The 24,967-nt window shown below is 51.6% G+C and carries 21 protein-coding genes and 1 pseudogene; 12 read left to right on the top strand and 10 right to left on the bottom strand.

Features of this window, described 5'->3' with window-relative positions:
• The first annotated feature begins 3 nt into the window (after positions 1-3).
• Positions 4-219 carry a hypothetical protein gene (locus IPJ88_13220; protein QQR89164.1) on the top strand — a complete coding sequence of 72 codons (216 nt, stop codon included), beginning with the start codon at positions 4-6 and terminating at the stop codon, positions 217-219.
• 5 nt (positions 220-224) lie between these two features.
• Here the strand turns inward: IPJ88_13220 and mutM are convergent, their stop codons facing one another.
• Positions 225-1,097: a bifunctional DNA-formamidopyrimidine glycosylase/DNA-(apurinic or apyrimidinic site) lyase gene (gene mutM, locus IPJ88_13215; GenBank protein ID QQR89163.1), complete on the bottom strand. Its 873-nt coding sequence runs from the start codon at positions 1,095-1,097 to the stop codon at positions 225-227.
• A gap of 59 nt (positions 1,098-1,156) precedes the next feature.
• Here mutM and IPJ88_13210 point away from each other — a divergent pair, with 59 nt between their 5' ends.
• Together IPJ88_13210 and dapE are read left to right on the top strand one after the other, a co-directional pair.
• Entirely contained in the window at positions 1,157-1,999 is an 843-nt protein-coding gene (locus IPJ88_13210; GenBank protein ID QQR89162.1) for a 2,3,4,5-tetrahydropyridine-2,6-dicarboxylate N-succinyltransferase, read from the top strand.
• A 2-nt stretch (positions 2,000-2,001) separates the two neighbouring features.
• Positions 2,002-3,102: a succinyl-diaminopimelate desuccinylase gene (gene dapE / locus IPJ88_13205; GenBank protein QQR89161.1), complete on the top strand. Its 1,101-nt coding sequence runs from the start codon at positions 2,002-2,004 to the stop codon at positions 3,100-3,102.
• 53 nt (positions 3,103-3,155) lie between these two features.
• On the opposite strand, the gene IPJ88_13200 is transcribed toward dapE, so the two are convergent.
• Positions 3,156-3,548, bottom strand: a complete 393-nt coding sequence (locus IPJ88_13200; GenBank protein ID QQR89160.1) for a PIN domain-containing protein — start codon at positions 3,546-3,548, stop codon at positions 3,156-3,158.
• Entirely contained in the window at positions 3,545-3,775 is a 231-nt protein-coding gene (locus IPJ88_13195; GenBank protein QQR89159.1) for a type II toxin-antitoxin system Phd/YefM family antitoxin, read from the bottom strand. The genes IPJ88_13200 and IPJ88_13195 overlap by 4 nt, the downstream gene beginning before the upstream one ends.
• Positions 3,776-4,281: 506 nt before the next feature.
• On the opposite strand from IPJ88_13195, the gene IPJ88_13190 reads away from it, so the two are divergent.
• Positions 4,282-6,939, top strand: coding sequence for a hypothetical protein (locus IPJ88_13190; GenBank protein ID QQR89158.1), 2,658 nt, complete (start codon positions 4,282-4,284; stop codon positions 6,937-6,939).
• A 184-nt stretch (positions 6,940-7,123) separates the two neighbouring features.
• On the opposite strand, the gene IPJ88_13185 is transcribed toward IPJ88_13190, so the two are convergent.
• The 3 genes from IPJ88_13185 to IPJ88_13175 form a co-directional block, all read right to left on the bottom strand.
• Complete coding sequence (locus tag IPJ88_13185) at positions 7,124-7,729, bottom strand: FG-GAP repeat protein (protein QQR89157.1); 606 nt, start codon at positions 7,727-7,729, stop codon at positions 7,124-7,126.
• Between the two features lie 12 nt (positions 7,730-7,741).
• Positions 7,742-8,146 (bottom strand): FG-GAP repeat protein, encoded by a 405-nt coding sequence (locus IPJ88_13180; protein QQR89156.1) that lies wholly within the window; start codon positions 8,144-8,146, stop codon positions 7,742-7,744.
• Between the two features lie 78 nt (positions 8,147-8,224).
• Entirely contained in the window at positions 8,225-8,533 is a 309-nt protein-coding gene (locus tag IPJ88_13175) for a hypothetical protein (GenBank protein ID QQR89155.1), read from the bottom strand.
• Between the two features lie 529 nt (positions 8,534-9,062).
• Between IPJ88_13175 and IPJ88_13170 the strand changes: the two genes are divergently transcribed.
• From IPJ88_13170 to rlmN, 3 genes are all read left to right on the top strand, one after another.
• Positions 9,063-10,265, top strand: coding sequence for a hypothetical protein (locus IPJ88_13170; protein QQR89154.1), 1,203 nt, complete (start codon positions 9,063-9,065; stop codon positions 10,263-10,265).
• Positions 10,266-10,475: 210 nt separating this feature from the next.
• The gene (locus IPJ88_13165; GenBank protein ID QQR89153.1) at positions 10,476-12,653 is read left to right on the top strand and encodes a fused MFS/spermidine synthase; all 2,178 of its coding nucleotides are present in this window, start codon (positions 10,476-10,478) and stop codon (positions 12,651-12,653) included.
• A 147-nt stretch (positions 12,654-12,800) separates the two neighbouring features.
• Positions 12,801-13,874, top strand: a complete 1,074-nt coding sequence (rlmN, locus tag IPJ88_13160; protein ID QQR92040.1) for a 23S rRNA (adenine(2503)-C(2))-methyltransferase RlmN — start codon at positions 12,801-12,803, stop codon at positions 13,872-13,874.
• Between the two features lie 378 nt (positions 13,875-14,252).
• Here rlmN and IPJ88_13155 read toward each other — a convergent pair whose 3' ends face one another.
• From IPJ88_13155 to IPJ88_13145, 3 genes are all read right to left on the bottom strand, one after another.
• Positions 14,253-14,495, bottom strand: coding sequence for a hypothetical protein (locus IPJ88_13155; GenBank protein QQR89152.1), 243 nt, complete (start codon positions 14,493-14,495; stop codon positions 14,253-14,255).
• Between the two features lie 108 nt (positions 14,496-14,603).
• Positions 14,604-14,804: a hypothetical protein gene (locus tag IPJ88_13150; GenBank protein QQR89151.1), complete on the bottom strand. Its 201-nt coding sequence runs from the start codon at positions 14,802-14,804 to the stop codon at positions 14,604-14,606.
• Positions 14,805-14,833: 29 nt separating this feature from the next.
• Complete coding sequence (locus IPJ88_13145; GenBank protein QQR89150.1) at positions 14,834-15,949, bottom strand: UTP--glucose-1-phosphate uridylyltransferase; 1,116 nt, start codon at positions 15,947-15,949, stop codon at positions 14,834-14,836.
• Positions 15,950-16,096: 147 nt separating this feature from the next.
• Here IPJ88_13145 and IPJ88_13140 point away from each other — a divergent pair, with 147 nt between their 5' ends.
• From IPJ88_13140 to IPJ88_13125, 4 genes are all read left to right on the top strand, one after another.
• Positions 16,097-17,725, top strand: a complete 1,629-nt coding sequence (locus tag IPJ88_13140; protein QQR89149.1) for a TonB C-terminal domain-containing protein — start codon at positions 16,097-16,099, stop codon at positions 17,723-17,725.
• Positions 17,706-18,788, top strand: a complete 1,083-nt coding sequence (queG, locus tag IPJ88_13135) for a tRNA epoxyqueuosine(34) reductase QueG (protein QQR89148.1) — start codon at positions 17,706-17,708, stop codon at positions 18,786-18,788. Before IPJ88_13140 ends, queG begins: the two co-directional genes overlap by 20 nt.
• Positions 18,789-18,875: 87 nt before the next feature.
• Positions 18,876-19,853 (top strand): fatty acid desaturase, encoded by a 978-nt coding sequence (locus IPJ88_13130; protein ID QQR89147.1) that lies wholly within the window; start codon positions 18,876-18,878, stop codon positions 19,851-19,853.
• A 5-nt stretch (positions 19,854-19,858) separates the two neighbouring features.
• Positions 19,859-20,149: an oxidative damage protection protein gene (locus IPJ88_13125; protein QQR89146.1), complete on the top strand. Its 291-nt coding sequence runs from the start codon at positions 19,859-19,861 to the stop codon at positions 20,147-20,149.
• 263 nt (positions 20,150-20,412) lie between these two features.
• Here the strand turns inward: IPJ88_13125 and obgE are convergent.
• A pseudogene (gene obgE, locus IPJ88_13120) lies at positions 20,413-21,436 on the bottom strand (GTPase ObgE).
• Positions 21,437-21,612: 176 nt separating this feature from the next.
• Between obgE and IPJ88_13115 the strand changes: the two are divergent.
• Positions 21,613-24,942, top strand: a complete 3,330-nt coding sequence (locus IPJ88_13115; GenBank protein QQR89145.1) for a response regulator — start codon at positions 21,613-21,615, stop codon at positions 24,940-24,942.
• Positions 24,943-24,967: the final 25 nt, after the last annotated feature.

Genomic DNA, 24,967 nt, shown 5'->3' with positions numbered 1-24,967 from the left:
TCGGTGGTGCATTCGTCTGTCCAAAAGAATCGCACGGGCGTGGTGAACTACAATGTCTTTGCCTGCTCGAACGCGGACTATGAACGTATTTGTGCGCTGCAACGTGAACACTTCGAGCAGATACGAGCCATTGTGGCGCAGTCTGCGGCTCCTCAAACCGTGGCCGTCCTGCAAAACAACGTTATTCCACTTTCTTCGCTGAATCGGAGCAAGACGTGAAGGCTCTAAGCTTGGCAGCGTGGGCAAAAATGGCTGCTGCGTGCGCCCAGCACGATGTGTGAGATGGGCGCATTGCAACGAGGGCAGGGCTCTGCCTTGCGGCCATAGACAAGGCGCTGAGTTTGATAGTTTCCCCGCTTGCCATCCGGTTGAATGAAATCCTTTAAGCTGGAGCCGCCAGCTTCGATGGCTTCGTTAAGAATACGCTTTATCTTGGTACACAGAAGCTTCGCTTGCTCTTTGCTGAGCGAGTGGGCGGGCATGGCGGGATGCAGTTTCGCCAAAAACAAAGCCTCGTCGGCGTAGATATTGCCGATGCCAGCCACGACGTTTTGATCCAAAAGAAAACTTTTTAGAGCGATGCGGCGATGCTGTGCAGCCGTCCACAGTTGCTTTGCGCTGATACTCAGTGCATCGGGACCGAGCTTTTTAAGCCGATCGGAGCTTTGTCCTGGAGCAAGCCACTGAATCTTTCCAAACTTGCGCACGTCGCGAAACACCAAGTGTTTGTTATTCGAGAGGATAAACTGCGCGTGCGTGTGCTCATCCGCGCTGAAGCGACATTGCTCCTCTGAGTTGAGCGTGCGACCTTTTTTGGAGGAATCCAGCAGCGCGCTTGATTGTCCCGGGAAAAAGAGCTGCCCGCTCATGCCCAGGTGAAGTAGAAGCTGTTCGTCCGTCTCGAAGCTGAGCAGCAGGTATTTGCCCAGACGCTCAAGCCTGGTCACAACCCTGTCTTGAAGTTTGCGTTGTAGGGTGCTTGGAGGAGTTAAGAAGAAATAACTTGCTTTGGTAAATCGCGATTTTTCGATGCGATGACCGACGAGGTGCGGGCCAAGTTGGCGCTTGGTGATTTCGACTTCAGGCAATTCGGGCATAAATTCAGCCTTTAGTTAGCGTCTTTTCTGGGGGCTTATCAAGCTTTGGCTTTTTTCGTATGGTCCGCGCCACAATGTCTATTGAAAAACTCAAACAATCCATTGAAGAAGCTTACCAAGACCGCGATAAGCTCAAAGACGACCATTATCAGCAGGCGGTCCTCGAGACCATTGAGCTTTTGGATAAGGGCCAAGTGCGCGTCGCTGAAAAAAATCCAAAAAGCGGCGAGTGGGAAGTTAACACTTGGCTCAAAGAAGCCATCCTTCTTTATTTTGGCGTGCAAAACATGGAGCGTTGGGAGTGTGCGCCTTTTGAGTTTTACGACAAGATTCCCTTGAAGAAGAATTTGGAGCAAGCCAGGGTGCGCGTGGTGCCCCCGGGCACAGTGCGTTACGGATCCTTTCTTGAACCAGGCTGTGTGGTGATGCCAGGTTACGTCAACATTGGCGCTTATGTCGGAAGCGGCACGATGGTCGATACGTGGGCCACCGTGGGATCTTGCGCCCAAGTTGGCAAGAATGTGCATCTATCCGGTGGCGTCGGTATCGGCGGTGTGCTTGAACCGCCCGGGGCTAAGCCCGTGATTATCGAGGATGGTGCGTTCATTGGTTCTCGTGCGATTTTAGTCGAGGGCGTGCATGTGGGCGCTGAAGCTGTGCTTGGAGCCAACGTGGTACTGACGTCTTCAACGCAAATCATTGACGTCACGGCTAAAGAGCCGGTGCACATGAAGGGGCATATTCCGCCGCGTTCGGTGGTGATTCCCGGCACCCGCGCAAAAGAGTTTCCAGCAGGAGAGTATCAAATTCCCTGCGCCCTGATTATCGGCAGACGCAGCGAGTCGACCGATAAGAAAGTCTCGCTCAACGACGCTCTTCGTGAGTTTCAGGTTTCGGTCTAGCCATGAATGATGCAGCTCTAAGCGATGCGCTCACCAAAACCTTGCTAGAAATCACCGCGATTGATAGCCCCATCGGCGAGGAAAAAGCACTTTGTGATCATGTCGAAGCACGCTTGCGGCGCTCGGTCCCGAAGGCCACGGTTTTTCGTTTTCACGACAGCTTGCTGGTTAAACTAAATGATCGACCGTCACTACCGAAGATTGCCTTGGTGGGTCATCTCGATACGGTGCGCACGCAGCATGATGGTCCGGCGCGCATTGAAGGCGAACGCCTTTACGGAGCTGGCTCTGCCGACATGAAGTCGGGCTTGGCTGTGATGATTGAACTTGCTGAGCGTTTGGATCTTTCAAACTTACCAGCTGAACTTTATTTGGTGTTTTACGAGCGTGAAGAAGGTCCGTTTGACGAGAATATCCTGGGGCCGATGATTGATGAGTTTGAAGTGCTGCGCTCGCTTGATTTAGCGATTTGTCTTGAGCCGAGCGACAACAAGCTTCAGCTGGGCTGCACAGGCTCGGTGCACGCTACGCTTGTTTTTGAAGGCCGCACGGCACACAGCGCGCGGCCCTGGCAAGGTGACAATGCGATTGTAAAAGCGGCGCCTGTTTTGGCTGAGTTGGGCGCGCGAGAGCCGGTCGAAAAAATCATCGACGGATTGCTCTACCGTGATGTGCTCAGCCCGACGATGGCCAAAGGCGGTCGCAGTCGCAACATCGTTCCCGACATCTTTGAGGTCAATGTAAACTTCCGTTTTGCGCCCGGACGTACCCCAACGGATGTGGTCAAAGAACTCGAGAGCATCGTGGCGGGTAGGGCGAAAGTCGTCCCGGTGGATCTATCGCCTGCAGGTCATCCACACGGCACAGACCCGTTGGTGAAAAAGCTAGCCGACAGCGGTGTGCGAGCGGTCGAGCCCAAACAAGCTTGGACTGACGTTGCACGTTTCGATGCCGTTGGCGTCAAAGCCGTCAACTTCGGCCCCGGCACCCAAGCCCAAGCCCATCAGCGCAACGAGTACACCGAGTTGCCATTGTTAGCCGAGGGATATCGTATTATCGAACGCTTCTTGCTCTCGGTGCGCCCCGACGACGCGCGCCGTTAGGTATACGCGGATAACATCGCGCGCGACGCAGTCGATACTTAAGCCCCTATAGGTTAAGGTGCTGCCAATGCTGCTTCGAAGTTTTGGATGATTCTTCGATCGCGCGTCAGTAGTTTGGCGTCGTGAACCAGGGCATCGGCACAAATGAGACGATCGAAAGGGTCGCGAGTCCAGGAAAGTTGCAGCGCTTTTTCAGTGAGTTGTCCAAGAGAGCTTTGTGTAAACAAGATTCCAAGTTCACCGAAAAGAGTATCTGCGATTTGTTTACCCTTAACTTTGATACGGCTTGTCTCATAAAGATATTGTAGTTCGAGTTTAACAAGCGAGGAGCAAAATAACTTGTGGCTATTTAGCTGCGCTTCGTAAACGCGCAAACGTTCTCGCTCCCCGGCGTAAAGCCACAAGGCGATGTGTGTATCGAGATGCAGTGCAGCTTGTTCGCTCATGCCTTATCCGATTCGCTCCACTCTGATTCCCAATCGAGCTCAACCACACTGTCTGGATCACAAGCCCATATCTCCGGTCGGTCTTGCAACCGTTCAATGATCGAAGCACTCTCGTCAGGCACGATGCGCAGACGTCGTCCATTGCGTTCGATTACAACGGCCTTGCCCGTACGCAGAATTTCGTCAAAGACGCGATAGATGTTGGCTCTAAGTTCCGAGGTCTTCATGCTTTAATGATAGCACACCAAGCGTACGTGCGATATGACAATTAGTACGTACGTGTATAATTTCGGATGTCACAGTTGCTGACAACTCTAAATTATTCAATAAATTCCATCCACCCACCAAGGCGACCAACGCGTTTTTAAAGAGACCCGCGAGATTTCATTTTTGATAACAATTTCAACGGATCATTCTTATCGCGGGCCATCCACAATAATGCGTTGACGGAAATTTTGGCCAGTTTTGGCAATCTCACCTGGCAGATGGCCCGATGCAAGCACCCCCAATGGATTCACGCGAAGAATACCAAAACGACCCAAACCTCCCACACACTTACCAACGTGACTTTACGAAATTTGACCCGTGTGGCGTGCGCTAGAGGGGTTTGATGTCCTCAGTGAACGCTACCAAGGCGTGACACATCAAAACACTGAAATTCTTTAGTACATGGATTTCAAAGCACTAGGCCAGTTTTATCGGCGGCATGCTTCTTGCTCTATCTTTAGGTGTTATGAAGCAGTTTTCGTACAAATCCTTACTTTATCTTACGATGTGTTGTGGCGTATTGAGCGCGTGTGCGCCCTTGTCTGGTTCAGACGTGGGACAAGATAGCGCAGGCCAAGGTTATGGACTTTGTCCCACTGGTCAACACATCGAGTGTGGTGATTGGGATAGTGGATTGATCTGCAACACCGCGCATGAATGCCAGCTTGTTAGTGCGGAAGATGCGCTGTCCATCGTAGTAGCGCCTAAACGGCCAGGAATGATGGGTTACGCATTGCATACGGTGGCGAAGCAGCGCCATTTGCTCGACGGACAAGATGAGATGACGCCTGTAGAAGCGTTGCACGCTAAAAGTGGCTACCTCGATAGAGCTGCGGAAATAAATGAAACAATGGATCCAGGTAGCAGCCAGTGGCACTCCAATATGCTGGCGTACTACCGGTTGTTGTTGCGTGAAGAGCACGCCTTGCCCTTACTCACGCAAGAGATGCAAGCGCTCGATGCGTTAGAGGGGAAAATAGGGCAAGCCTCGTACTACAACTCGCAGAGTTACTTTCAATCGGTAGCACAACAAATGGTCGACAAATACGAGCGTTTGCTAGCGCAAGACGCCCGGCTTGAGCCGCTGTTTAGTTGGTTCAAAGACAACGACTACCACGTTCGTGAACTGGAAAGTTGCGTGGATGAGTTTCGTGTGAGCGAAGACTTTTTGGTCATTAACTCGAAGGTCGATGGCTGTGCGGTTTTGTATCAAGGTCTGATCGACAAATTACGTCTGCTCAATGATCGTGAATTTGTCCATGATACAGTGTTTCAGCACATCGAACATGCAGCGCAATGGATTCGTCAACGTGCCGAAGGAGGCTTTGACGCACAAATTGTGGTGGAGCGAGCTAAGGATCCCTACCGCTTTGTGTATTTGCGCGACTTGCCGATCGCGATGCTTGGCGTATATCGCCGGATTGTAGATCCTGAGCTGGCGGCGCAAAGCACTTATGCGCATTTGCGCATGCCTTTGCATGTGGAGATAGAGGGTGAGTTCTGGAACAATCTTGTCAATAAAGAAAAGCCTCTAGGCGAGTGGGCGCAGATAGCGGTGCAAGGGCTAGAGTACGAAGACAGGTCCGAGACCGAACGCATTGAATGGTTTCGTTTGGCTCTAATTCAAGCGGTAACCGTGCTCAAAGAAAACAACCAAGATAATGTGACGATGCTCACGGATGCAACTATTACCGAGGAGCATGCGCTGGGCTTGGCGATGGAATACAGCGGCTTGATGCAGCTGTACGGCGGATACGATGAAAGTGGTCAACCGCTAGGCTTTCAGGCTTTTCACGACGAGCTCATGGCGGAAATCAAGGCCCAAGAAAACTGGGCGCCGGGGTTGGTCATTGGGAGTAGTTTGGCTTGCTTAGGGTTGGGTGTGGCAACGGGGCCTAACCCGCTCTCGCTTGGCTTGTGCGCTGCAGCTACCGTCGTGGGAGGCTATCAAGCGTATCCTTTGTATACCTTGGCCAACACGGCTGAGACCTTGAGTTATGTGGGACTGGAGCATAGTCTGGTGCCATCTGCGGAGTCGCAAAGGGTGCGCACGGCTTCTAACTGGGCCAATGCCTTGGTAGCACTCGATGTGTTGTTTTTCGGTTTGGACGTAGCCGCGGCTTCGGATATTTTGGGTGCCGCTAAAGCGGCAGGCTACGTTGATGAAGGTGTCGATCTCACCGCAGTACAAGACGATGTAGCAGAGACTACGCTTCGTCTCGGACAGGGTATGGGAGCCGACCTGGTCGACGTCTATCACGATATTATTGACTTGGTTCGCCGATACGATGCCCAGATTTTTTCCCGTAGCTTCGGAGATGAAGTACTCCAGCTTCATCCTGATTCGGTGTTCGGGTTCACACGCGGGGATGTGCTTGCACACATCGATGAGGCAGGAGAACCCGGTAAACTTTTTATCGAAGCTATGGAACGGCACGGAATGCCACATTGGGGCTTCAAGAGGATTGAAGGGGCCGCGGGCGAAGCATGGAAATTTGAGGGTGCTTATTATTTCCCCGACAGCGCGTCAGCTTATGATCTCGTCGGGGGCATCCCTACGGCTGCTCGAACCAATAATGGTGCTGTATTTATTGGTGACTTCCCGCAAGCTCTGTTAGCAGACGGTGCAATGACCCCGGAGAAATGGCTCAACGTTTCTAGCATGGTATTCAGTGAGGAACAGCTTCATTACCTAGATTTTTTGGTGAGCGGTGGCCATGGCGATTTGTTGCTGCAGGGGAGTCAAACTGCCCGGAAACTACCGATTGTGAGTAGCCCTGATCAAATAGCGGTCTTGCAAGAATTAGCGGTCGCACACAATGTGCCCTTCGATGAACTGTATGCCGATGCCATTCACTTTACCACTGAGGTTCGCGCCGATCGCTGGCAGGAGTACTTCGGGTACACAGGAATCGACGAAGATATGTTGGTGGTGGCCGACGACTGGCTTATAGAACACCTTAACTGGCATGAAGCGAATGACCTGTGGCTAGACGCAAGCTTCGAGATGGATCATCTTGATGTGCTACGTACGTTGCTTTCCGATCCCGATGCGCTGTATAAGCTATTACCACCCGCATTGTGGCAGGACCTGGGCGCACGAGCGTTTTATCAGTTGCCCTAATGTGAAATGTGTGTGGGAAGGGTCCAGGCTAGGGTGCTCTAGTATATTGATTTGATTAATGTTCTGCAGGTAACCGCGCACTTTATGTTTTTGCAACTTGCGTGTTTTGTCTGAGACTCACAATAATCCCAGCAATATAAAAAGGCGTAGCGTGGACCCATTTGGGTCTTGAGGGATGCAACCATTAACACTTTCGAAGGTAAACAGCTCCTGCTCCCGGCTTGTGGTTGCTTACCTGATCGCCATCAATGTCTTGAGCACTGCTACTTTCTTGCCATGCACTTACGGCCAATAGATCACTATCACTGCTCAGTGTTACCGCGAAGCCAAAATTATCGTCGTCATCAGCGTTGGACGCTTTTAGGTAGGCTTGCTGAAACCAATTGTTGCTGCTATCGCGTACGAAAAGGTAGGTAGCGCCGGCTCCGCTAGCGGAATCGTCGTTTGGATCGGTGTTTGCACTATCTTCGGTGGTTGCTCCCACCGCAAGGGTGCTCCCATCAGTGCTCAGTGCCACCGTGGTTCCAAAGTTATCGTATGCACTAGCGTTGGACGCTTTGAGATAGGCTTGCTGAGACCAGGTTTCATCGCTGCGAGTAAACACGTACACGGCTCCAGAACCTTGCGCTTGGTTGTCCTCTTGATCGCCGTTGATGCCGGTCGCTGAGCTGCCTTCGCTTCTTGCCCCCACAGCCAGGGTGTTGCTATCTGCACTGAGGGCAACAGCTGTTCCAAAAAAGTCCCCGGGCCCGGTATTTGAAGCTTTGATGTAAGCCTGTTGGGACCACACCCCCTCTGCTGATCACGTAAACGCGTAGACCGCTCCAGAGGCTGGAGCAGCATCGTTTTCTTCTCCATCGATACCCGTGCTACTGCTGTTTTCTCCCCGAGCTCCTACAACCAAAGTGTCTCCATCGGCACTCAGAGCTAAACTGGAGCCAAAGTGATCGCCAGCGTCGGTATTCGATGCTTTGATGTACGCTTGCTGAAGCCATCCGGAGTCACTATCCCTGACAAAAACATACACAGCCCCCGAGTCGCTGCTGCTGTTGTCGTCTTCGTCACCATTGATACCGGTAGCTGCACTGCTTTCGCTAGGAGCGCTGATAGCTAGGGTGCTTCCATCCGCGCTTGTTGCAACAATACTACCAAACGAATCATTGAGATCCGCATTGCTAGCTTCAAGAGCACCTATGGTGTCAAGCATGAGTTCAGCCGTGCCGATGGCGTTCGACTCCACGCAGCCAAGCGTGTTGCAGGCCTGCACTTTGTATTGCGCAGTATCCTACGAATGAAGGTATACTGCGATACGATGCGCATAGCTCAGGGTATCGGCATTCAGATCCTCGCCAAGCTGCGTGTATTCTTCCGTGCCATCACTGTCCTGCAGTAGCTTGTAGTTGTCGGCTCCCTCGATAGCGTTCCAACTGAAATTCAGCGTTTTGACCGAAGGCTGCACGGTGAGCTCGGGTGTCTGAGTCATCACAAACACGCATTGCCCGTCCACAAGCTCGTTGCCCTCAGGGCACCGTTCATCGGAGCAAGCGCCCATCAGAACTACAAGAATCAACCCTATTTCCCTGATAAATTTCATCGGCCATTAACCTCTTGTTGTCTAACTACATCGAAGCAGAGAGAGCTAACAAGGTTTTTTGTTGGATCCAGGATCCCGCGAAAAAAGCATCGTAAAATCAATTGCATAAAGACCACACCGCGATAGTTCAAAATTTAAATTATCGCGGCGTGTGGTTTAACGTGTTGATAGGCTTGGCGGACAAAGAGAGGATCCTGGATCGGTCGGGACTTACGCTATTGCAACGGAAAATGTGTCTGGCACGTTTTAGGGATGACTATCAGGTTGTTGACCCCGATCGATTCGTTCTTTGTCTGTGTGTTCAGGTGGGCACGTTCAATCATCGAAGTATTAGATTTGGAGTCTATTTGTTTGTTTTTATTTATCTGTTTTTGGTGTTCTTGCGAGCTGTTGGCAGTTGGCACGATTCGTGCATGTTTCGAGTTTTATGTCGTTTCAAAGTGTTAATCTTAAATTATCCTTATCTTCTTTCACCAGCAAAACGCTCAGTCTTGTGCTTATGGTCAGTACTCTTTTGATGGCTTGCGATATGCATACTGAGGATCTGCAGCAAAGCTCTGCAGATGCTATTACTTTGAACGATTTTAAAAAGATCAGCGAAGAGCAAATGAAGCGCGCGATTACTTTAGCGTTTACCCAAGCGGGCTGGTTTCGCGATCTTAATGCTTATGCGGATGAGCAAGCAGCCGTTGAAAACAACTATCAAGATTTTCTGCCAGATATCGATTTAAAAAAATTGATTTTTAGCAGTAACGCTCGAAGTGATTTGGATCGTTGGTACATAAGCCATGCTGACGTTAGTTACCAGCCGCCCTTCGTTCAAGAAAAGTACGGGGAATTCTTTGAGGGTCAAGTGAACATCGATGATCTGATCGCGCAAAACCCGATGGGTGGCTGTGAGGTCGTGATGGGCATCGAAAAAACACTCGAAGCTGCACAAGGAACAGCTGTTGGAACTTTTTTAAGCGATTTTGAATTGAATCTTCCGTTTTGTTCCTCTGCAACAGCTATTCCAGACAAAGATCCAAGCCTGGCGAATCCAAACATGGTATTCGAGCCGGCTTCAGGGAGTATCGCTGTGATGGTTTTATTGTTGGTAGCGATTGTTATCGTTGCCTACCTTATTATTCGTCTTGCAGTTGAGTTTCTTGTCTCGACCGTTGGTCCGGCCATAGCTCGATTTTGGCAGACTTTGAGTTCGCAGCTGTTTCCGCCCCAATCGCCACAGATTGACTATGCCACTTTGTACCAAAGCGCAGAATGGCAAGCGTATCTAGTTCAATGGGAAGTAACAGTGAACCAACTGGGGATTGTTCGTATCAGTACGGAATGGGATGACGAGCCAGAACAGGTGGATTCTCTTGAAGCTCTTCTGCGCGCTGCTGTTGCGCAAGTTCAGATATGCAGTGAACTCCAAGGCGAGGAACAAACGGCTTGCTTCGAGCAGTTGCGAGAAGCCATCAGCGCTATTCGAGCGCTATTCGAGGACTTCTTTATAGCCTTGTCGCGAATCACTGGTGGTCAGGAGTTGTTGTTGGAGTACGCCGCAAAGCTTATAGTGGTGCTGCAGGAACTAAATGCCGCTTTGTTACTTGCAGGCCAAGACAGTCTAGCGGCCGTTCTGACCTACATTATTTGTGTCATCAATGATCTGAAAATTGATTTTGATGTGGATGCAAGCATCGCTTTTTGTTTTGACCAAGAACTGAATGACTACGAAAGTGGAAATTAGTTCGCCTCGTATTTTCATTCGCATCGAACAGCGAATCGGTCTAGTTATCCCCCGCCGTGCTTGCTTTTAGACGGACGCTCTCTTCGTGGCACCACGGCCAGGATATTGTCCTGTTGGCACTGGTTATCAACCGCTCATCGCGCGTATGCATACACAGGCTTTGCTGAAAAACAGGCTTGTTGGCTTGTTTGCCTGTAGCATAGGAATCCTATGCATCGGCTGATTTTTCGGGTTGTGGTGTTTTTATCGGGCGCGAGCGCGCTCGGTTGGGAAGTGCTTTGGCAACATCATACGGCTTTGGCGTTTGGGGTTTCGGCTTACGGCACGGCGGTCACTCTCGCGTGTCTGATGGCGGGGCTTGGTCTGGGTGGCTACTTGGCACACCGCTGGGAAGTATCCGGGCGGATTACGAATTCGTTTTTGTTCTACGGTTTTGCTGAGGCAGCGATTGGCGTAGGTGGTTTGTTCGTTCCAGTTGGTTTGCGTGGTCTTACTGCGGTGGACAGCTGGCTCTATGCTCAGTCGCCCCTTTTGGCGATGCTAACTCAGGTGATTGCGACTGCCGTGCTTTTGATCGTTCCGGCCTCGGCGATGGGCCTTACCTTGCCTTTGCTCATTCCGCTTGCAAAGAAACGCGAACTAAACATTGGCGGGATCTATGCACTGAACGTTTTGGGCGCTGTACTTGGTGTGTTGCTGGCAACTTTTCTTGTCTTGCCTTTGTTTGGGGTTAGGGCGACGGCCTATGTTGCTGCAGGAATGAACTTTAGCATTGCCACTTGGGCCTTCTCTAAGGGTAACGAAAGGGTTGATGCTTCAAGCGTTGCTGTTATTTCAAGCCCTATTCCAGCAGAGCATCTGCTGCTTGCCTTCGTAAGCGGCTTTACGACTTTCTGTTTGGAAGTGTCGTGGTTTCGGTCGTTACGAGCTGCCATGCAGTCAACGACGGAAGCCTTTGCCGCGATTCTTGCTGCCTTTTTGCTTGCGCTTTCTTTTGGTGGAGTGCTTGCCAGTTGGATTAAAAAGCGCTGGCCAGAGTTTTTAGTTTTTGTTCTTCCTTTATGTATTCTTGGCATTCTGGTGGCTACGCCTTTTGTTGATCAAATGGACCGCTATACCACCACCGATGCGGCATCCTTGCAGATTACAGCTCTGCGCTTTGTGCGGGTATTGCTCGTCGTTGTTCTTCCAATCGCGTTGCTTGGCATTATTTTTCCATGGCTACTTGAGATCCACGACAGCACGAGCGGCTCGGGACGTCTTTACGCGATCAATACCCTGGGGGCGATTGCCGGTTCGTTGTGTGCCGGCTTCGTGTTGTTGCCAAACATTGGGGCAACCCGGACAAGTTGGCTTGCCTCGCTTTTGCTTTTGCCCGTGGCTCTGTATGTGGCGCAGAACTGGCGCTATCGTGTCTTGAGTGTGTGCGCGGCAGCGGCTGCGCTTATCTTTGCGTGGAGCGCAGGATCCAAGCATTCAGCTAGCGCACATGTGCAAGGCTTTCGCTCCGAGGACTACGGGCAAGTGCTCTTTCTTTCTGAGGGACCTGATAGCACGGTGTGGGTGAGCAAAGAGCGCCGCGGAAATAAAGCCCTTGTGATTGACGGTTTTACGGCATCAGGAGAAGGCGCTGGCACTCGCTATATGGCCTGGATGAGTCATCTGCCCGCGCTTGCTGCCCGTCGTCTCGAGCGTGCGCTTGTGATTTGCTTTGGGACGGGGCAGACCGCCAACGCGCTGAAGAAACACCGACCGACTATCCTTGATATTGCGGACGTGAACCCGGCTGTGTTTCGTGCGGCGCCGTTTTTTCAAAGCAATGAAGGAGTGCTGCACAAACCTGGTGTAAATTACATCGTTATGGATGGTCGGGCGTTTCTTAGACGAAGCAAGGCTTCGTACGATGTGGTGACCCTTGAGCCTATGCCGCCTAATTTTGCCGGAAGCAATCATCTTTATTCCCTTGAGTTCTATCAGCTCGTTCGCGCAAATCTAAGCGAAGGAGGTATGGCTGCGCAGTGGGTTCCTTTTCACCTGATTAGTTCGGCGCACATGCGTTCCATCATCGCGACCTTTGTCAAAGTCTTTCCCTATTCGCGTCTTTGGATTGATCCGGAAGGCACGGGTATCCTTGTCGGCGGACTGAAACCGTGGCAGCTCAAAGAGAGTCAAGCGGACCTTCCTTTGGACTCCGCCGCTATCGCAAAGCGATTTGAGCTTAACCGTCAAGGCTTGATGCGGGTTTCCAAAAGAGCCCAGTTGATTACTGACGATAACCAACTACTGTCTTTTGGGTTTGATCGTCTTGCTAGAAATAAAGGCAATCAAAAACGCTGGTTCATGACGCTGGTGCAAAAGAACCACGCCTTGCTTCGTCGGTACAAGTAAGCCTCCATAGGCTAAGTGGTTGTATTTTAGTGATTTTTAGCGCCTGAGCATGGAACGCAGCTTCGAGGCAGCTGTCTTGTTTTTTTGTGCTAAGCTCCCGCGATGACTGTACGTCCTACGCTCGCTCCGCCACAGGGGCTTTTAGAGATGCTGCCTGAAGAGGTGGAGGCTGTGTTGCTGCGTTGGGGCGAGCCCAAATATCGCGCCAAACAGGTATTTGAATGGATTCACAAACACGGCGTGCGTGATCCCGAGGGCATGACGAATCTTCCCAAGTCGTTGCGCTCCAAGCTTCATGAAACCGAGCTCATGCAAGCGCTCAGCGTCGAGCGACATCATGAGTCTTCGGATAACACCGAGAAGCTCGTGCTCGAGCTGCACGATAAGCAAAAGATTGAGTCGGTGCTCATCCCGTCGCACAACAAGCCAGCGGATGCCGTCGAAGAGATTGTGACCCAGTGTATTTCGAGCCAAGCCGGGTGCGCTATGGGCTGTGTTTTTTGCGCCTCTGGAGTAGCAGGGCTGAAACGACAACTTAGCGCTTCTGAAATCATCGATCAGGTACTGATCGGCCGAAGCGTGCTTAAGCCTGGACAAAAATTAAAACGCCTTGTGTTTATGGGCATGGGCGAGCCTTTGCACAACTACGATGCGCTTTGCCGGGCTTTGGTGGTGCTTATGCACCCCGAGGGCATGAATTTTTCAGCGCGGCGGATTACCGTTTCCACAAGCGGGCTTGCGCCGCAAATTGATCAGCTCGGCAAGGATTTTGGTGGGCAGATTCAACTGGCGATTTCCTTGCACAGTACAGACAACGCTGTGCGCTCGAAGCTTATGCCCATCAACCGAAAGCATCGTATTGAGCAGCTGCTTAAAAGCCTGCGTGAGTATCCGCTTGCAAAGCGAGCGCGTTACACCATCGAGTACACCTTGATGGCGGGTTACAACGACAGCCTCAAAGACGCCGATGCGCTCGTGCGTACCCTGCGCGGGCTTCCCGTGAAAATTAATCTCATCCCCATGAATCCCATTCAGGGCTCGATACTCAAGGCCCCGGATTGGGACACCGTCGAAGCGTTTCAGGAAAGGCTACGAGAGCGACACCTGTCGGTCTTCATGCGCAAACAACGTGGCGATGACATTGGCGCTGCCTGCGGGCAACTCGCTTTCGAAGGCAAGGTCCGAAAAGCACTCGAGCCCTGGCGACAGAGCGTTGAGTAATTCAGGGCTGCCTTGAGCGGCCTCGTCGCTCAAGGCAGCCTGTTGTTCTTCTTGAAGGACTAAAACAGTATCCGAATGGGCAGGCAGCTCTACTGAAAAGTAGCGTTCGAGATTCTCGAGGCTGGTTTCTGTGAAATGCACATTGGTGTTTAGTTTTTTTTGAGTTCAACGCCTCACCTTCTAGATGCCAGAGTTGTGCCGTTCTGGTAGGGACAAAGTTATCGAGCACAATGTCCACATCAAGCTTGTCTTGCTCAGAACGATTGATGAGATATATGGTAACCGAATCGCCGAACGAGTTTTTTTGTGACCAATGCGCTGAGGATAGGGACATCGTTTGCAACGGGAATGCGCGAGTGAAAAAGGCCTTCGGATTGTTCAATTCCGGGGATGTCGATATTCGGCGTGCTGAACGTTGATGGAATCTTGCAGCGGTAAGAAGGTTGGATTGTCTGTGAACAAGGAACGCAGCATGGCGGCCCAGTCCTTGCCAAGTGGACTGCTGGTAAGTGTGTTAGGGGAAATGAAATCAGGAAGATGCGAGCGTCGGGGTTGCTCTTTTGGTAGCCGTTGCGTAAGCCAAGGCAACCGACTTGTATTGCTCCGTAGTCCAACAGGCATCCGCAAAGCATCCCAGCAATTTGACCCATGGCTCATTGCTAAGTCTATAGAGCGTGATGTGCTCGCCGTAAATCGGTACAAGCTCCACTGTTTCGGCTTGAGATCGGCTCACACGAAATAATCGTAGTCGGGAATGGGGATATCTAACGCGCCGTCAATGCCAGCGTCGTTGTGTGCCGCGCCCGACCCGATGTCGCCGCCGCACGCAAAAACCATTGTAAGAAGCGCTGTCGATTGGACAAGAATAAGACGATAAAAAACAGTTGCTAGCCAATGCTGAAAAGTGGGCGAATTTAAGGGCAGGCGCAAGGCGAAAAAATAGCGGTGGTTTCCGACGATCAAAGCTCGATGCCGCGATGCTTTAGTGCATCAAAGACAATGGGAGCACGTTGTTCGAGCTCTGCGGGCGTTTTCATGGGCTCAAAACGACTGTCTGTTCCTTCGCGGCTAACCAATAAAAACTGCGTGTCGATAAAAGAAGTGAGATCCCCCAACAACTGCTCAAACTGGATGACGGCATGATCGTCGACGTTTTTGCGCACGGCATACCAATTTAATGGGTACTCCATATTTAGCGCTTCAGCATTGGCGATGAAGGTGTTGGTGCTGAATACAGGAATGCTATCTTGATTGAAGCTCGGGGGAAAACGAAAGCCCTCGACGACTTGCAAACGATTCCTGACCCATGCGGGAGCCCCACCTTGGTCGCCAGGATGCTTTTGTGCAACCTCGCAACTAAGAGCGTGGCCCGAATCGATGTGTTTCCCAACAATCAACGGATCGAGCGTTGCGCATAAATTATCGACATTCGAAATAAACAGGTAACGGCCGCCCTGCGCAAGGAAGCTTTTCAAAAGTTTACTTCGCTTCAACGAGCGCAGGGTATCCCCATGCCCGGGCGCATAACAGCTTTGTCTAGCGTTAGTTCCGTTGTCGAAGTAACTCCCGTTCTCGAAAATTCGCGGCGCTATCCCTTGGGAGAAAAGAGAGACATTAAGTCCAGCGAAGGGGTGTTTATCCAGCCAGGTTTGCAGGGTTTCATGGGTGGCAAAGCTACTCATCCACCAGACGGGTAACGGTCGGTCAAGATCATGAGCAATTTTCGACAAGGCCTGCATTTTGACCTCAGCAAAAGTCTTACCGCCGCGCACCGGAACCAACGCTTTTACTTTGCCCCCAAAACGGGTAGCCATACCACCTGCCAAAATTAACGACGCTACTTCGCCTCGAGCGATGCTTTGCATGCCAATCTTTATGAGACGCAAATACTCCATGGTGCCTGCATCCGGCAGAGTGCTAAGATCATCGGGCAAGGGTGGTTTCGGAATCGCCTCGATATAAGCGCTTGAAGGGCTTAGCGTACCTGCACGAAATTTCTCTCGTAAAGACGCAAACGAGGCCTCATCAAAACAATACTGTTCGAGTAGCTTTTGCACTGAATTTGTCCATTGCATGAGAAACGTACCTTTCTGCTGAGGACTGGCGAAATTTGCGATAATTTTCCTGAAATTGCAATAAAAAGGGCCAAGCAAGGGCTAGTTGAAAACGCTTTGCGATAGCGCTTTGGTTTCGTTTTACGATAGAAGGGCTACACTGTGCAGATGAACCGTGAGCGTAAGCCACACAGAAAAGCTCGCGCGGCGCCAACGCCCGCTCGACACAAGCAAGCTCGCGCGGCGCCAATGCTTGCGCGGCATCGAAAACCAGCAGCTTTTGCCTTCGCTCTTGCGTTGCTTGTTTCCGTGGGTATCCACCTTCCTGTGTACACAGTACTTGGCTATCTCAATGAGCGTTTGTCATTGGCAAACCATGAACGCTCGGATCGCTCGGAAGTGGTCGAGGTGGATTTTGTTGAGCAAGCTGACGGGCAGGAGCCCGAGGCGGATAAGCCATTACCCAAGCCGGCCGAAGCTCAGCCTGAGCAAGAGAGAAAACAACTTAATCTGAAAGTGGCACAACCCGTGCCGGCGGAGCAAAAGCAGCAGGAGCCCAAGGTCGAGGTGCTGAATAAACAGTCGATTGAGCAGCGTAGTGACAACCCTGATGTGGCTCCTCCCGAAGACAGTCAGTTTGTCGCTGAGCAAAATCGCCGCGTCGAAAAGGAAACGGTTGCGAAGGTGACCAATTATCAGCGTGACGATCAAGTCACCGAGCTTCCCGAAGATAAGGCAATTGATAGCGAAGAAGACGGCAACTCCGACGAGCAAGATGTTGCCGATTTGAAGGAGCAAAAGGGTGATGAGTCGCGTGCGGCAACCCAAGCTGAGGCCGAGGCCGAAAAGAGCACGAAGCAACCCGTGAGCGTTAATAGGGCGCAGACCGTGGCTACGTCCAAAGGTGCGAGTTCGCAGGATGCCGAGTTAACGGATCCTGAATCGAGCATTGTGATTTCGAAAAACGCTAAAGCTGCCAATGCGAGTGCTTTTCGTTCTGCGCCGACAGCTAGAGGCGTTGATGGGCTCAAACTTAGCTGGCAAAGCTTCGAGCAAACAATGGGACAAGATCAACTGCGCGCTGATAGCGAGCAGTATATTCGCCAGCACCGCTCAAAACACAAAGGCAGCGGGCAGCGGCAAAAGCGTTGGAAAGAGTTTCGTTCCGCCATTGAAAACTTTGTGCCCAACGTGACACCGGGTAATCAGACAGCGCTCAATGCTGCGGCCTCGCCCTTTGCAAGCTATTTAGCGGCGGTGCATCGGAGATTGCATCGGGAGTTTGCGGACCGCTTTTTAGCGTCACTGCCCACTTCAGAGCCCTTGTTCAACGATCCGAACCTGCGAACGAAACTCGAGATTATTATTACCCAAGATGGCACGATCGATAGGGTGGGCGTGGTTGAGACAAGTGGGTTTTTGCCTTTTGATTACGGCGCATTTAACGCGGTCATGCGTGGGCAGCCTTATCCATCTGCACCTCAGTCAATTTTATCGGGCGATGGACGAGTGTATTTGCATTGGGCTTTTTATCGAAACGAAAGACAATGCGGCACATTTAATGCGGAGCCTTATATTTTGCCAAACCCACCGGGAATGGCGCCTCATGCGCCGATGAAGCTTCGTGACGCTCCGGAGTGGGGTGGTGTTGTGCCTTCGGGCACTGCTCCTTTGAAACGTGAAGAAAAAAATGGACACGAAGAACCTGTAAAGGAAAAGAGTCCTAAAGCGCTGCCGTCAAAGGGACAACAAGAGCCTAAGCAGTACAGAAATCACGATGGCTCCGCATACGGATGAACTGAACGCTCTAAAAGAGCAACTCAGCGAACAAGCCCTTGCGCTTGGTTTTGTTGCAATGGGCGTCGCTCGGGCGCAAGCGCTTGGCGTAGAGGCCGAGCGCCTGCGGCAATGGTTGGCCGACGGCTATGCGGCGGACATGGACTATATGAAACGCACCTCGGACGTGCGCGAAAACCCTTTGCATCAGGGGATGCTGCCTACGGCAAAAAGCATTGTCGTTTTAGCTAGGCCGTATCGGAAAAACGCCGATGCAAGTTTTGCTTTCGGGCCGGCGAAGGTGGCTCAATATGCCCAAGGCAGGGACTATCACAACGCGCTGCGTGCCCCTTTGCGTCAGTTGGCGAGTTGTCTCGAGCAAGCCGGATACAAGACACGAATCGCCCTCGACACGATGCCGGTCTTTGAACGAGCATGGGCCGAACGTGCTGGGGTTGGCTTTGTGGGTAAGAATTGTTGTTTGATCGTACCTGGCGTTGGCTCACACGTTTTTCTAGCAGCTCTTGTTAGCGAAGCGCCTTTGCCCCCCGATGCGCCCTGCGCTCAAGGATGCGGTGAATGCCGTTTGTGCTTGGAGCATTGTCCGACGCGAGCATTTGAAGCTCCGGGGAAGCTGGATGCCAGGCGCTGCATTGCCTATCTTACCATCGAAAACCGAGGAACGATCCCAGAGCCATTGCGAAAAGGCGTGGGCAGTTGGCTCTTCGGATGTGATGCGTGCCAAGATATCTGTCCCTATAATCGAGGTAAACACAAAACCGTGGACTACAGTACGCCTCAAGATCGTCAGATCAAAAATCGAATGCGCGAAGTAGCGCTCGAGGACTGGCTTAGTATGGACTCATCCCAGTTTGAGGCCCTTACGGCAGGCACGCCCTTCAAACGCCCGACCCAGATCGGCATGGCACGCAATGTTTTGGTCGTGCTTGGAAACCGCGGCGAGCAAAAGCACATAAAATTGCTAAAACACATCCTTCGTACTCATCCCTCCGAAATTCTACGAAACCATGCAAAATGGGCTTTGAAGCAGCTTGTCTCTCGATTCGGCTCTAAATCCGCCTGAAGCCTCGCGTCCGAGAAGCTGCTGAAGGCCCTGCCAATTCGCACGAGGTGTGCTATAAAGCCGCCGGAGATAGAAACAGGTGTGCCTATGCGAACAGGAAACGAATTAATTCAAGCTAGTAAGTCCTTTGCGCAAGAAAACCGCCTTCAAAGCTGGTTGCATGTTGGGATAACTTTGCTTGTGCTTGCGATGTGCGTGGCCGTTACCGCAGTCCCTCTTTGGTGGCCGGTGCGCGCGCTGTTTTCAGTTCTCTTTGGACTGACGGTCGTGCGAATGTTTTGCTTGTATCATGACTTCTTGCACAATGCGATTTTGAAACGCTCCGCGATCGCCAAGTGGCTTGTTATGTATCCTTTCGGGCTCTACGTGCTCACCCCTCCCAACGTCTGGAAGCAAACGCACAATTACCATCACGCGCATACGGCTAAAATTGTTGGTTCGCACGTCGGTTCTTATCCGATGGTTACAACTGAGATGTGGAAACAAATGACCCTCGGACAGCGTGTTATGTACCGTATTGCAAGGCATCCTCTAAACATTGCCTTTGGCTACATCACTATTTTTCTGTTCGGGATGTGTGTTTCGTCCTTCGTGCGTAACCCTCGTAAAAACTGGGATTCTTTGCTGGCGCTCGTGCTTCACGGCATGCTTTCTGCAGCCATCATCTATTACGGTGGCTGGGCGCTTTGGTTTTTTACGCTCCTTTTGCCGCTTGTGGTTGCATTCGCTGCCGGCGGGTATCTGTTCTATGCACAGCACAACTTCGAAGGTGTTCATGTGCAGCCCCGTCATGAATGGAACTATACGGATGCTGCGCTTCATTCCTCCAGTTATCTAAAGTCGGGCCCGATTATGCGCTGGTTTACAGCTAACATTGGATATCACCACGTTCATCATCTAAATCCGACGATTCCCTTTTACCGTTTGCCTGAGGTGATGGCTGCAATGCCAGAGCTTCAACATCCAAAGACCACATCGTTTGCCATTAAAGACATGGCAAAGTGTTTTTCGCTCAAACTCTGGGACCCTGAAAAACAGCGCATGGTCGGTTACGGTGAGGCCTAAGATTTATGCCAGACGCTGACCCAAATCGCACCGTAATGTGTCTCAAACTTGGCAAAGAACTGCCGGCTTTGAAAGAGCCGCCATTCCCAACCGAGTTTGGACAGTTACTCTACGAAAAAATTTCCAAAGAAGCGTGGGACCTGTGGCTGCAAGAAAGTGTGCGCTACATCAACACCTATCGCATTGATTTAGCCACCAAAGAGGGCACAGCGTTTTTGCTCAAACAAATGAAGATCTGGTTCGGCTTTGAAGAAGGTGATCTGGCTGAGACAGCTTGGACGCCGGAGAAGCAATAACATAATCCATTTGCTGGGGCGCTCGATCGGAGTCGCTCTGCTTAAACAGAGCGACTCCGATCGACGCTTAACTTAGCTGCAGTCGTATTGGGTCTCCAGACAAGGCTGATATCGCCACCTGTCTTTTTGGCGTAAATTTACCAAAAACATGCCAGGTTTGGCGCTTAAGTATAGCAAAGCATGCCACTTCTGGCATGTTTTGCGTCGTTGCAATTCGATGGCAGTTTATTTAAACGTCTTTCTGAATAGGTCTGCCTGCAGGCCTATTCAGAAAGAGCGTCCATTCGCTCTTCCCGTTGCAATTTCTCGGTGTAGTCGAGAAGCGCATCAACCCCTTGTCCGGTAGCTGCCGAGATCGCGAAAAATGGATAGTTCATTTTTTCGATAGCTTGCCTTACTTCCTCGAGTTTAGCAGCGACTTCAGGTAGCTCGATTTTATTGAGCACTACGACGGTCGGACGCTGTGCGAGTTCTTTTTGAAAATTTTTCAAGCTCATTAAGCAAGATTGAAAAGTCTCGGATAGGATCTCGGTTTTCGCCGGGATCCACCGATAACATATGAATAAGGACACGCGTACGCTCGACGTGGCGCAAGAAGCGAAACCCTAGTCCGGCACCCTCAGAGGCGCCCTCTATGATTCCGGGAATATCCGCAAGCACGAACTCGCGATCTTCCCCGAGGCTCACCACGCCGAGGTTCGGCACGAGAGTCGTAAAGGGGTAGTCCGCAATCTTGACCTTGGCTCTAGAGACAACCGAAATAAAGGTGCTTTTTCCTACGTTTGGAAAGCCAACAACGCCTACATCCGCAAGAAGCTTGAGCTCGAGACGTAAAAAGCGGTGCTCACCAGCTTCGCCATCTTCGGACCTTTGCGGTGCTCGGTCGGTCGGAGTGACAAAGTGCCGGTTACCGCGACCACCCCGGCCACCGTGTGCAGCAACAAAAGTCTGATTTTCTTCATCAAGATCGATTAATAACCTTCCAGAATCTTTGTCGAAAACTTGGGTTCCGATAGGCACAGCAACAAAGAGATCTCCGCCGCCGCGACCATGCATGTCCTTGCCCTTGCCGTGCCCACCGGATTTTGCTTTGAAAATTCGCCGAAAACGCAAGTCTAAGAGGGTTTTTAAGCGACTTTCTGCGCGCAGAATAACGTCGCCGCCGGCTCCTCCGTCGCCGCCCGCAGGTCCCCCCAATGGTACGTACTTCTCCCGGCGCATGGCTGCTGAGCCATTTCCGCCGTGCCCACCGAGTACCTCAATTTCCACTTCATCAATAAATCGCATGCCAGAGCTTCCAACTGTTGTTCATTCAGAGTTTTTCGCTCTAAAACGATATCAAAATAGCAGATATGCTGGCACTCTTGGCTCATTCATGGCAGATAAGCAAGCTAAGTTGTATCGAAAAACAACCGATATCGGTGTGGGTTGTAAAAAAGATATAACTTGTGCCGTGTATTCTCATGACAAGTTGGTCTGGACAAAATAGCCCGATAGCTGCTGCGCGACGTCGCTTCATCTCATCGTTGCCTCGAAAGTCGCAAGAGTTGCGGCAAAGCATCGCTAAGCTGGGCAGTCAGAGCGCCAGCCACGACGAACTTGAGCAGTTTAAAAGACGCTTGCATGCGTTGCACGCATCCGCTCAAGTCTTTCAACACGATACCCTTGTCGATGCGTTGAAAGTCGGGATGGACCGTGTGGAGGGCGTACTTCGCAGCGAACGAACTGTAAACGGCGATGATCTTGAGGTCTTGAAAACCTTGGCTATTGCATTGCCAACTTTGGGCTCGCAAAGTCAGGCGCCCGACTCCGTATCGGTTTCCCAACCTCAAGAGCAAGCGCCTGCCACTGTGGTTGGTTTTGCAAATGATAGCGGAAGCAGAGAAGAGCCAACGCATAAAAAAAACACTGAGCGTTCTCGTGGTTTGCTAACAACGTCGCCTCCGAAACGTGCGAGCGGTAGCTTTACAGCAGTACCCGTGCCTAAATCGAGCCCGCGTGCAGCACAAAAATCATCGCATCCCCGTCTATCTCTTGGTGTGTTGAGTGTGCTGCTTGTCGATAACCACAACTCAGCAGATCAGCTTCAAGATAATCTGCCCGCGGAGTCTTTCGAGCTTTTGCACGCGCAAGATAATGAGGAAGCGTTGCGCCTTGCCCGTTCTACTGCGCCAGATATTGTGGTCGTCGGCGCTCAGATGCTGGAAGGCTACGACAAATCACTTATCAGCAGGCTGCGCAGTGATCCACTGACGGACTTTGTGCCAGTGCTTGTCTTCGTAGAGCAGTTAAATAGCGAGGTACAAGAGTATTTTACGCGAATGGGCGCTGACCTTGTACTCGCTAAATCAGTGCCGGCCAAAGACTTAATTTCTGCGCTGCGAAAACTTACTGACACAGACGAAGGTCATGCAAGCACTGATGTGCTTGGAACGGTAACCACCGACGAAATCGCCGAGCGCATGATTCGCGAGATTCGCAAAGGCTTATTGGACTCGCAACAAGACGGTAAACATGGCGCGGTCGATTTGGGCGATGGCTCCGAGGTGCTCGCTGCAACGTGGTCGGCCATTTCGCGGGTGCGCGAAGCTGTCGTAAAGGCTAGCGAGGGCAAGATTCGTTTTCGCGATGCGCCAGAGCGCGGTGGTCCAGCCATGGTGGCCGTCATGGAAGATCAGCATCCATCCGATGAGCAAGCGGCTTCCCATGTTGCGCTTGCTAACCGTCGTATCTTGATTGTTGATGACGACCCTTCGGTGCGTTGGTTTTTTGCAGGATTGTTGCGTGAAGAGAACGCAAAAGTTGTGGAAGCAAGTGATGGTTTCGATGCTTTGCGCTTGGCCCGCGAGCAACGTCCGGATGTGGTGATAAGCGATATTTTAATGCCAGTCATGGATGGCTTTGCGCTGTGTCGTGAGCTCAAACGCGACCCTGGCTTGGCCGACGTTCCGGTGATACTGCTGTCGTGGAAAGATGATTTTTTGCAGCGCATGCGCGAACTCAACTCTGGCGCAAGTGCTTATCTGCGAAAAGAAGCAAAAACATCTCAGATTCTGGCAAAAGTACGCGAGGTCCTCAAACCACGAGCACGGCTTGAAGAGCGCCTTAACGCCGGGGGCGAAGTTCGGGGAAGACTCGAAGGGATTGGTATCGTACCAGTGCTTAGAACGATTGCCGCAGTGCGCCCGAATGCACGGCTTATTCTTCGCGATGCTTGGAACTTATTTGAAGTTGATATTCGCCAAGGAAGCTTTGCAAGCCTCACTCGCACGGCAACAGACGGTTCGTTTTCACGAGGCGAAGCTGCGCTCCCACAGTTGCTCGGTGCAACTTCTGGCAGGTTCACTATTACCGAAGCCGATGATCCTGTTCGGCATGTGTTCGACGAAGCCCTTGAGGACTCACTTCGCCGAGGAACCCGTTTTCTGGGTGCTTTGATTGATGCCGTTTCTGGAACGGGGCTTATGCACGTTGCAAGTCTTGGTTTCAACGAAGAAGTCGTGTCCGCTTTTATACGAACTTCGCCAGAACGCGTGCGTTGGGTGGTCAATGAACTTTACGCCGGCCGCGGACCTCGCGAGCTCATCTTGAATGGAGCTGTTGCGCCGCAGACCCTAGAGGCTGTTTTGGTTGATATGGCCAGACGTGGTGCCTTGCGAGGTGCCTACGGTACCGAGGGCGAAGACCGTGTAGCGATGGCGCTCAAGCAACGGGAATCGTTGCCGGAAGCCATAGGCGGAAGTTTGAGTGGCATCATAAGCGATAGCCTTTCAGGCGCAAGCTACATGGAAGCAAGCTCTCAATCCTATTCGCGAAGTCCCTCGGAACAAAACTGGCTCATCGAACAAGGCGTGCCTGCTCAACAATTGCCTGATCAAGGCACCAAAGATGACCTTCAGTCTTTAGTCGAAGAGACCCAAAGAAGCATTTCTTCTTATCCTCCCGCCCATAGCTCGTCAGTGCCCGGGCATGTTGTTTTTGAAGATGAGCGAAGCCGTCGGGATGTCCTTCCGGCTAAAACAGTTAATGAAAAACCAAGGGTGGCTGCGCCGGTGAATGAATTTCACCCCCAGCCCACCACAGAAGAAGGCGATTTGCCCCAGCTTCCCGATGGATTTGCGTCCTCGTATGACTCTTCGCTGCACATCGATTTTGATGCGGCTTTGCGGCCAGACTCCCCGTCAAGAGCAACGGCTCCGGTCGTGTCGCCACACGCCCCGCGTAGTCACGCCCAGGATGATGCTATTGATATCACCAAGCTGAGCGACGATGACACCAAAGAAAACCGAAGCAATCATTGGCTTTGGGGCATGAGCTTGGTGTTTCTTGTGTCTTTGGGCTTTATCGGTTTTCGTGTTTGGCAAATGGTTCAGCATGACGAGACCGTGCTAGCCGCCACTGCTGCCAGACAAAACACGTCGCTACAGGGAAGCAACGCGAAGAAAACTCCCGAAACTTCCGCACTGCCCGAAAACCAAGGGGTTGAAGATCAGAGTGCAACTGAAAAGTTTTACGGCCGTGTTCAAGAAGGAATCGTCAACGCTTTGGGAACGGTGGTCAAAGAAGGCCAAGGTTTGCTTGTGCTTGAAGATCTTGGTAGCGACGAAAACTCAGCGATCTGGATCAACGGGCGTCGAGTATCCCTTCGGCCTAAGGACAGTCGCGCGGAGTTGCCGCTTCCGGCTGGACAGCATGAACTGGCTTTCCGAAAGGATCACGAAACCAGTTACCGTTTTGTAGCAATCCAGCCTGGCTATACTCAGTTTATAAGAGTTCCTTTAATGGGGGACTAATCATTCGGTTTTTGTGTAAGAACCT

It is taken from the genome of Myxococcales bacterium (genome assembly GCA_016699535.1).
Lineage (GTDB): Bacteria > Myxococcota_A > Polyangia > Polyangiales.
The sequence above is the reverse complement of the archived record's forward strand: the minus strand, read 5'-3'. Positions and strand labels throughout refer to the sequence as shown.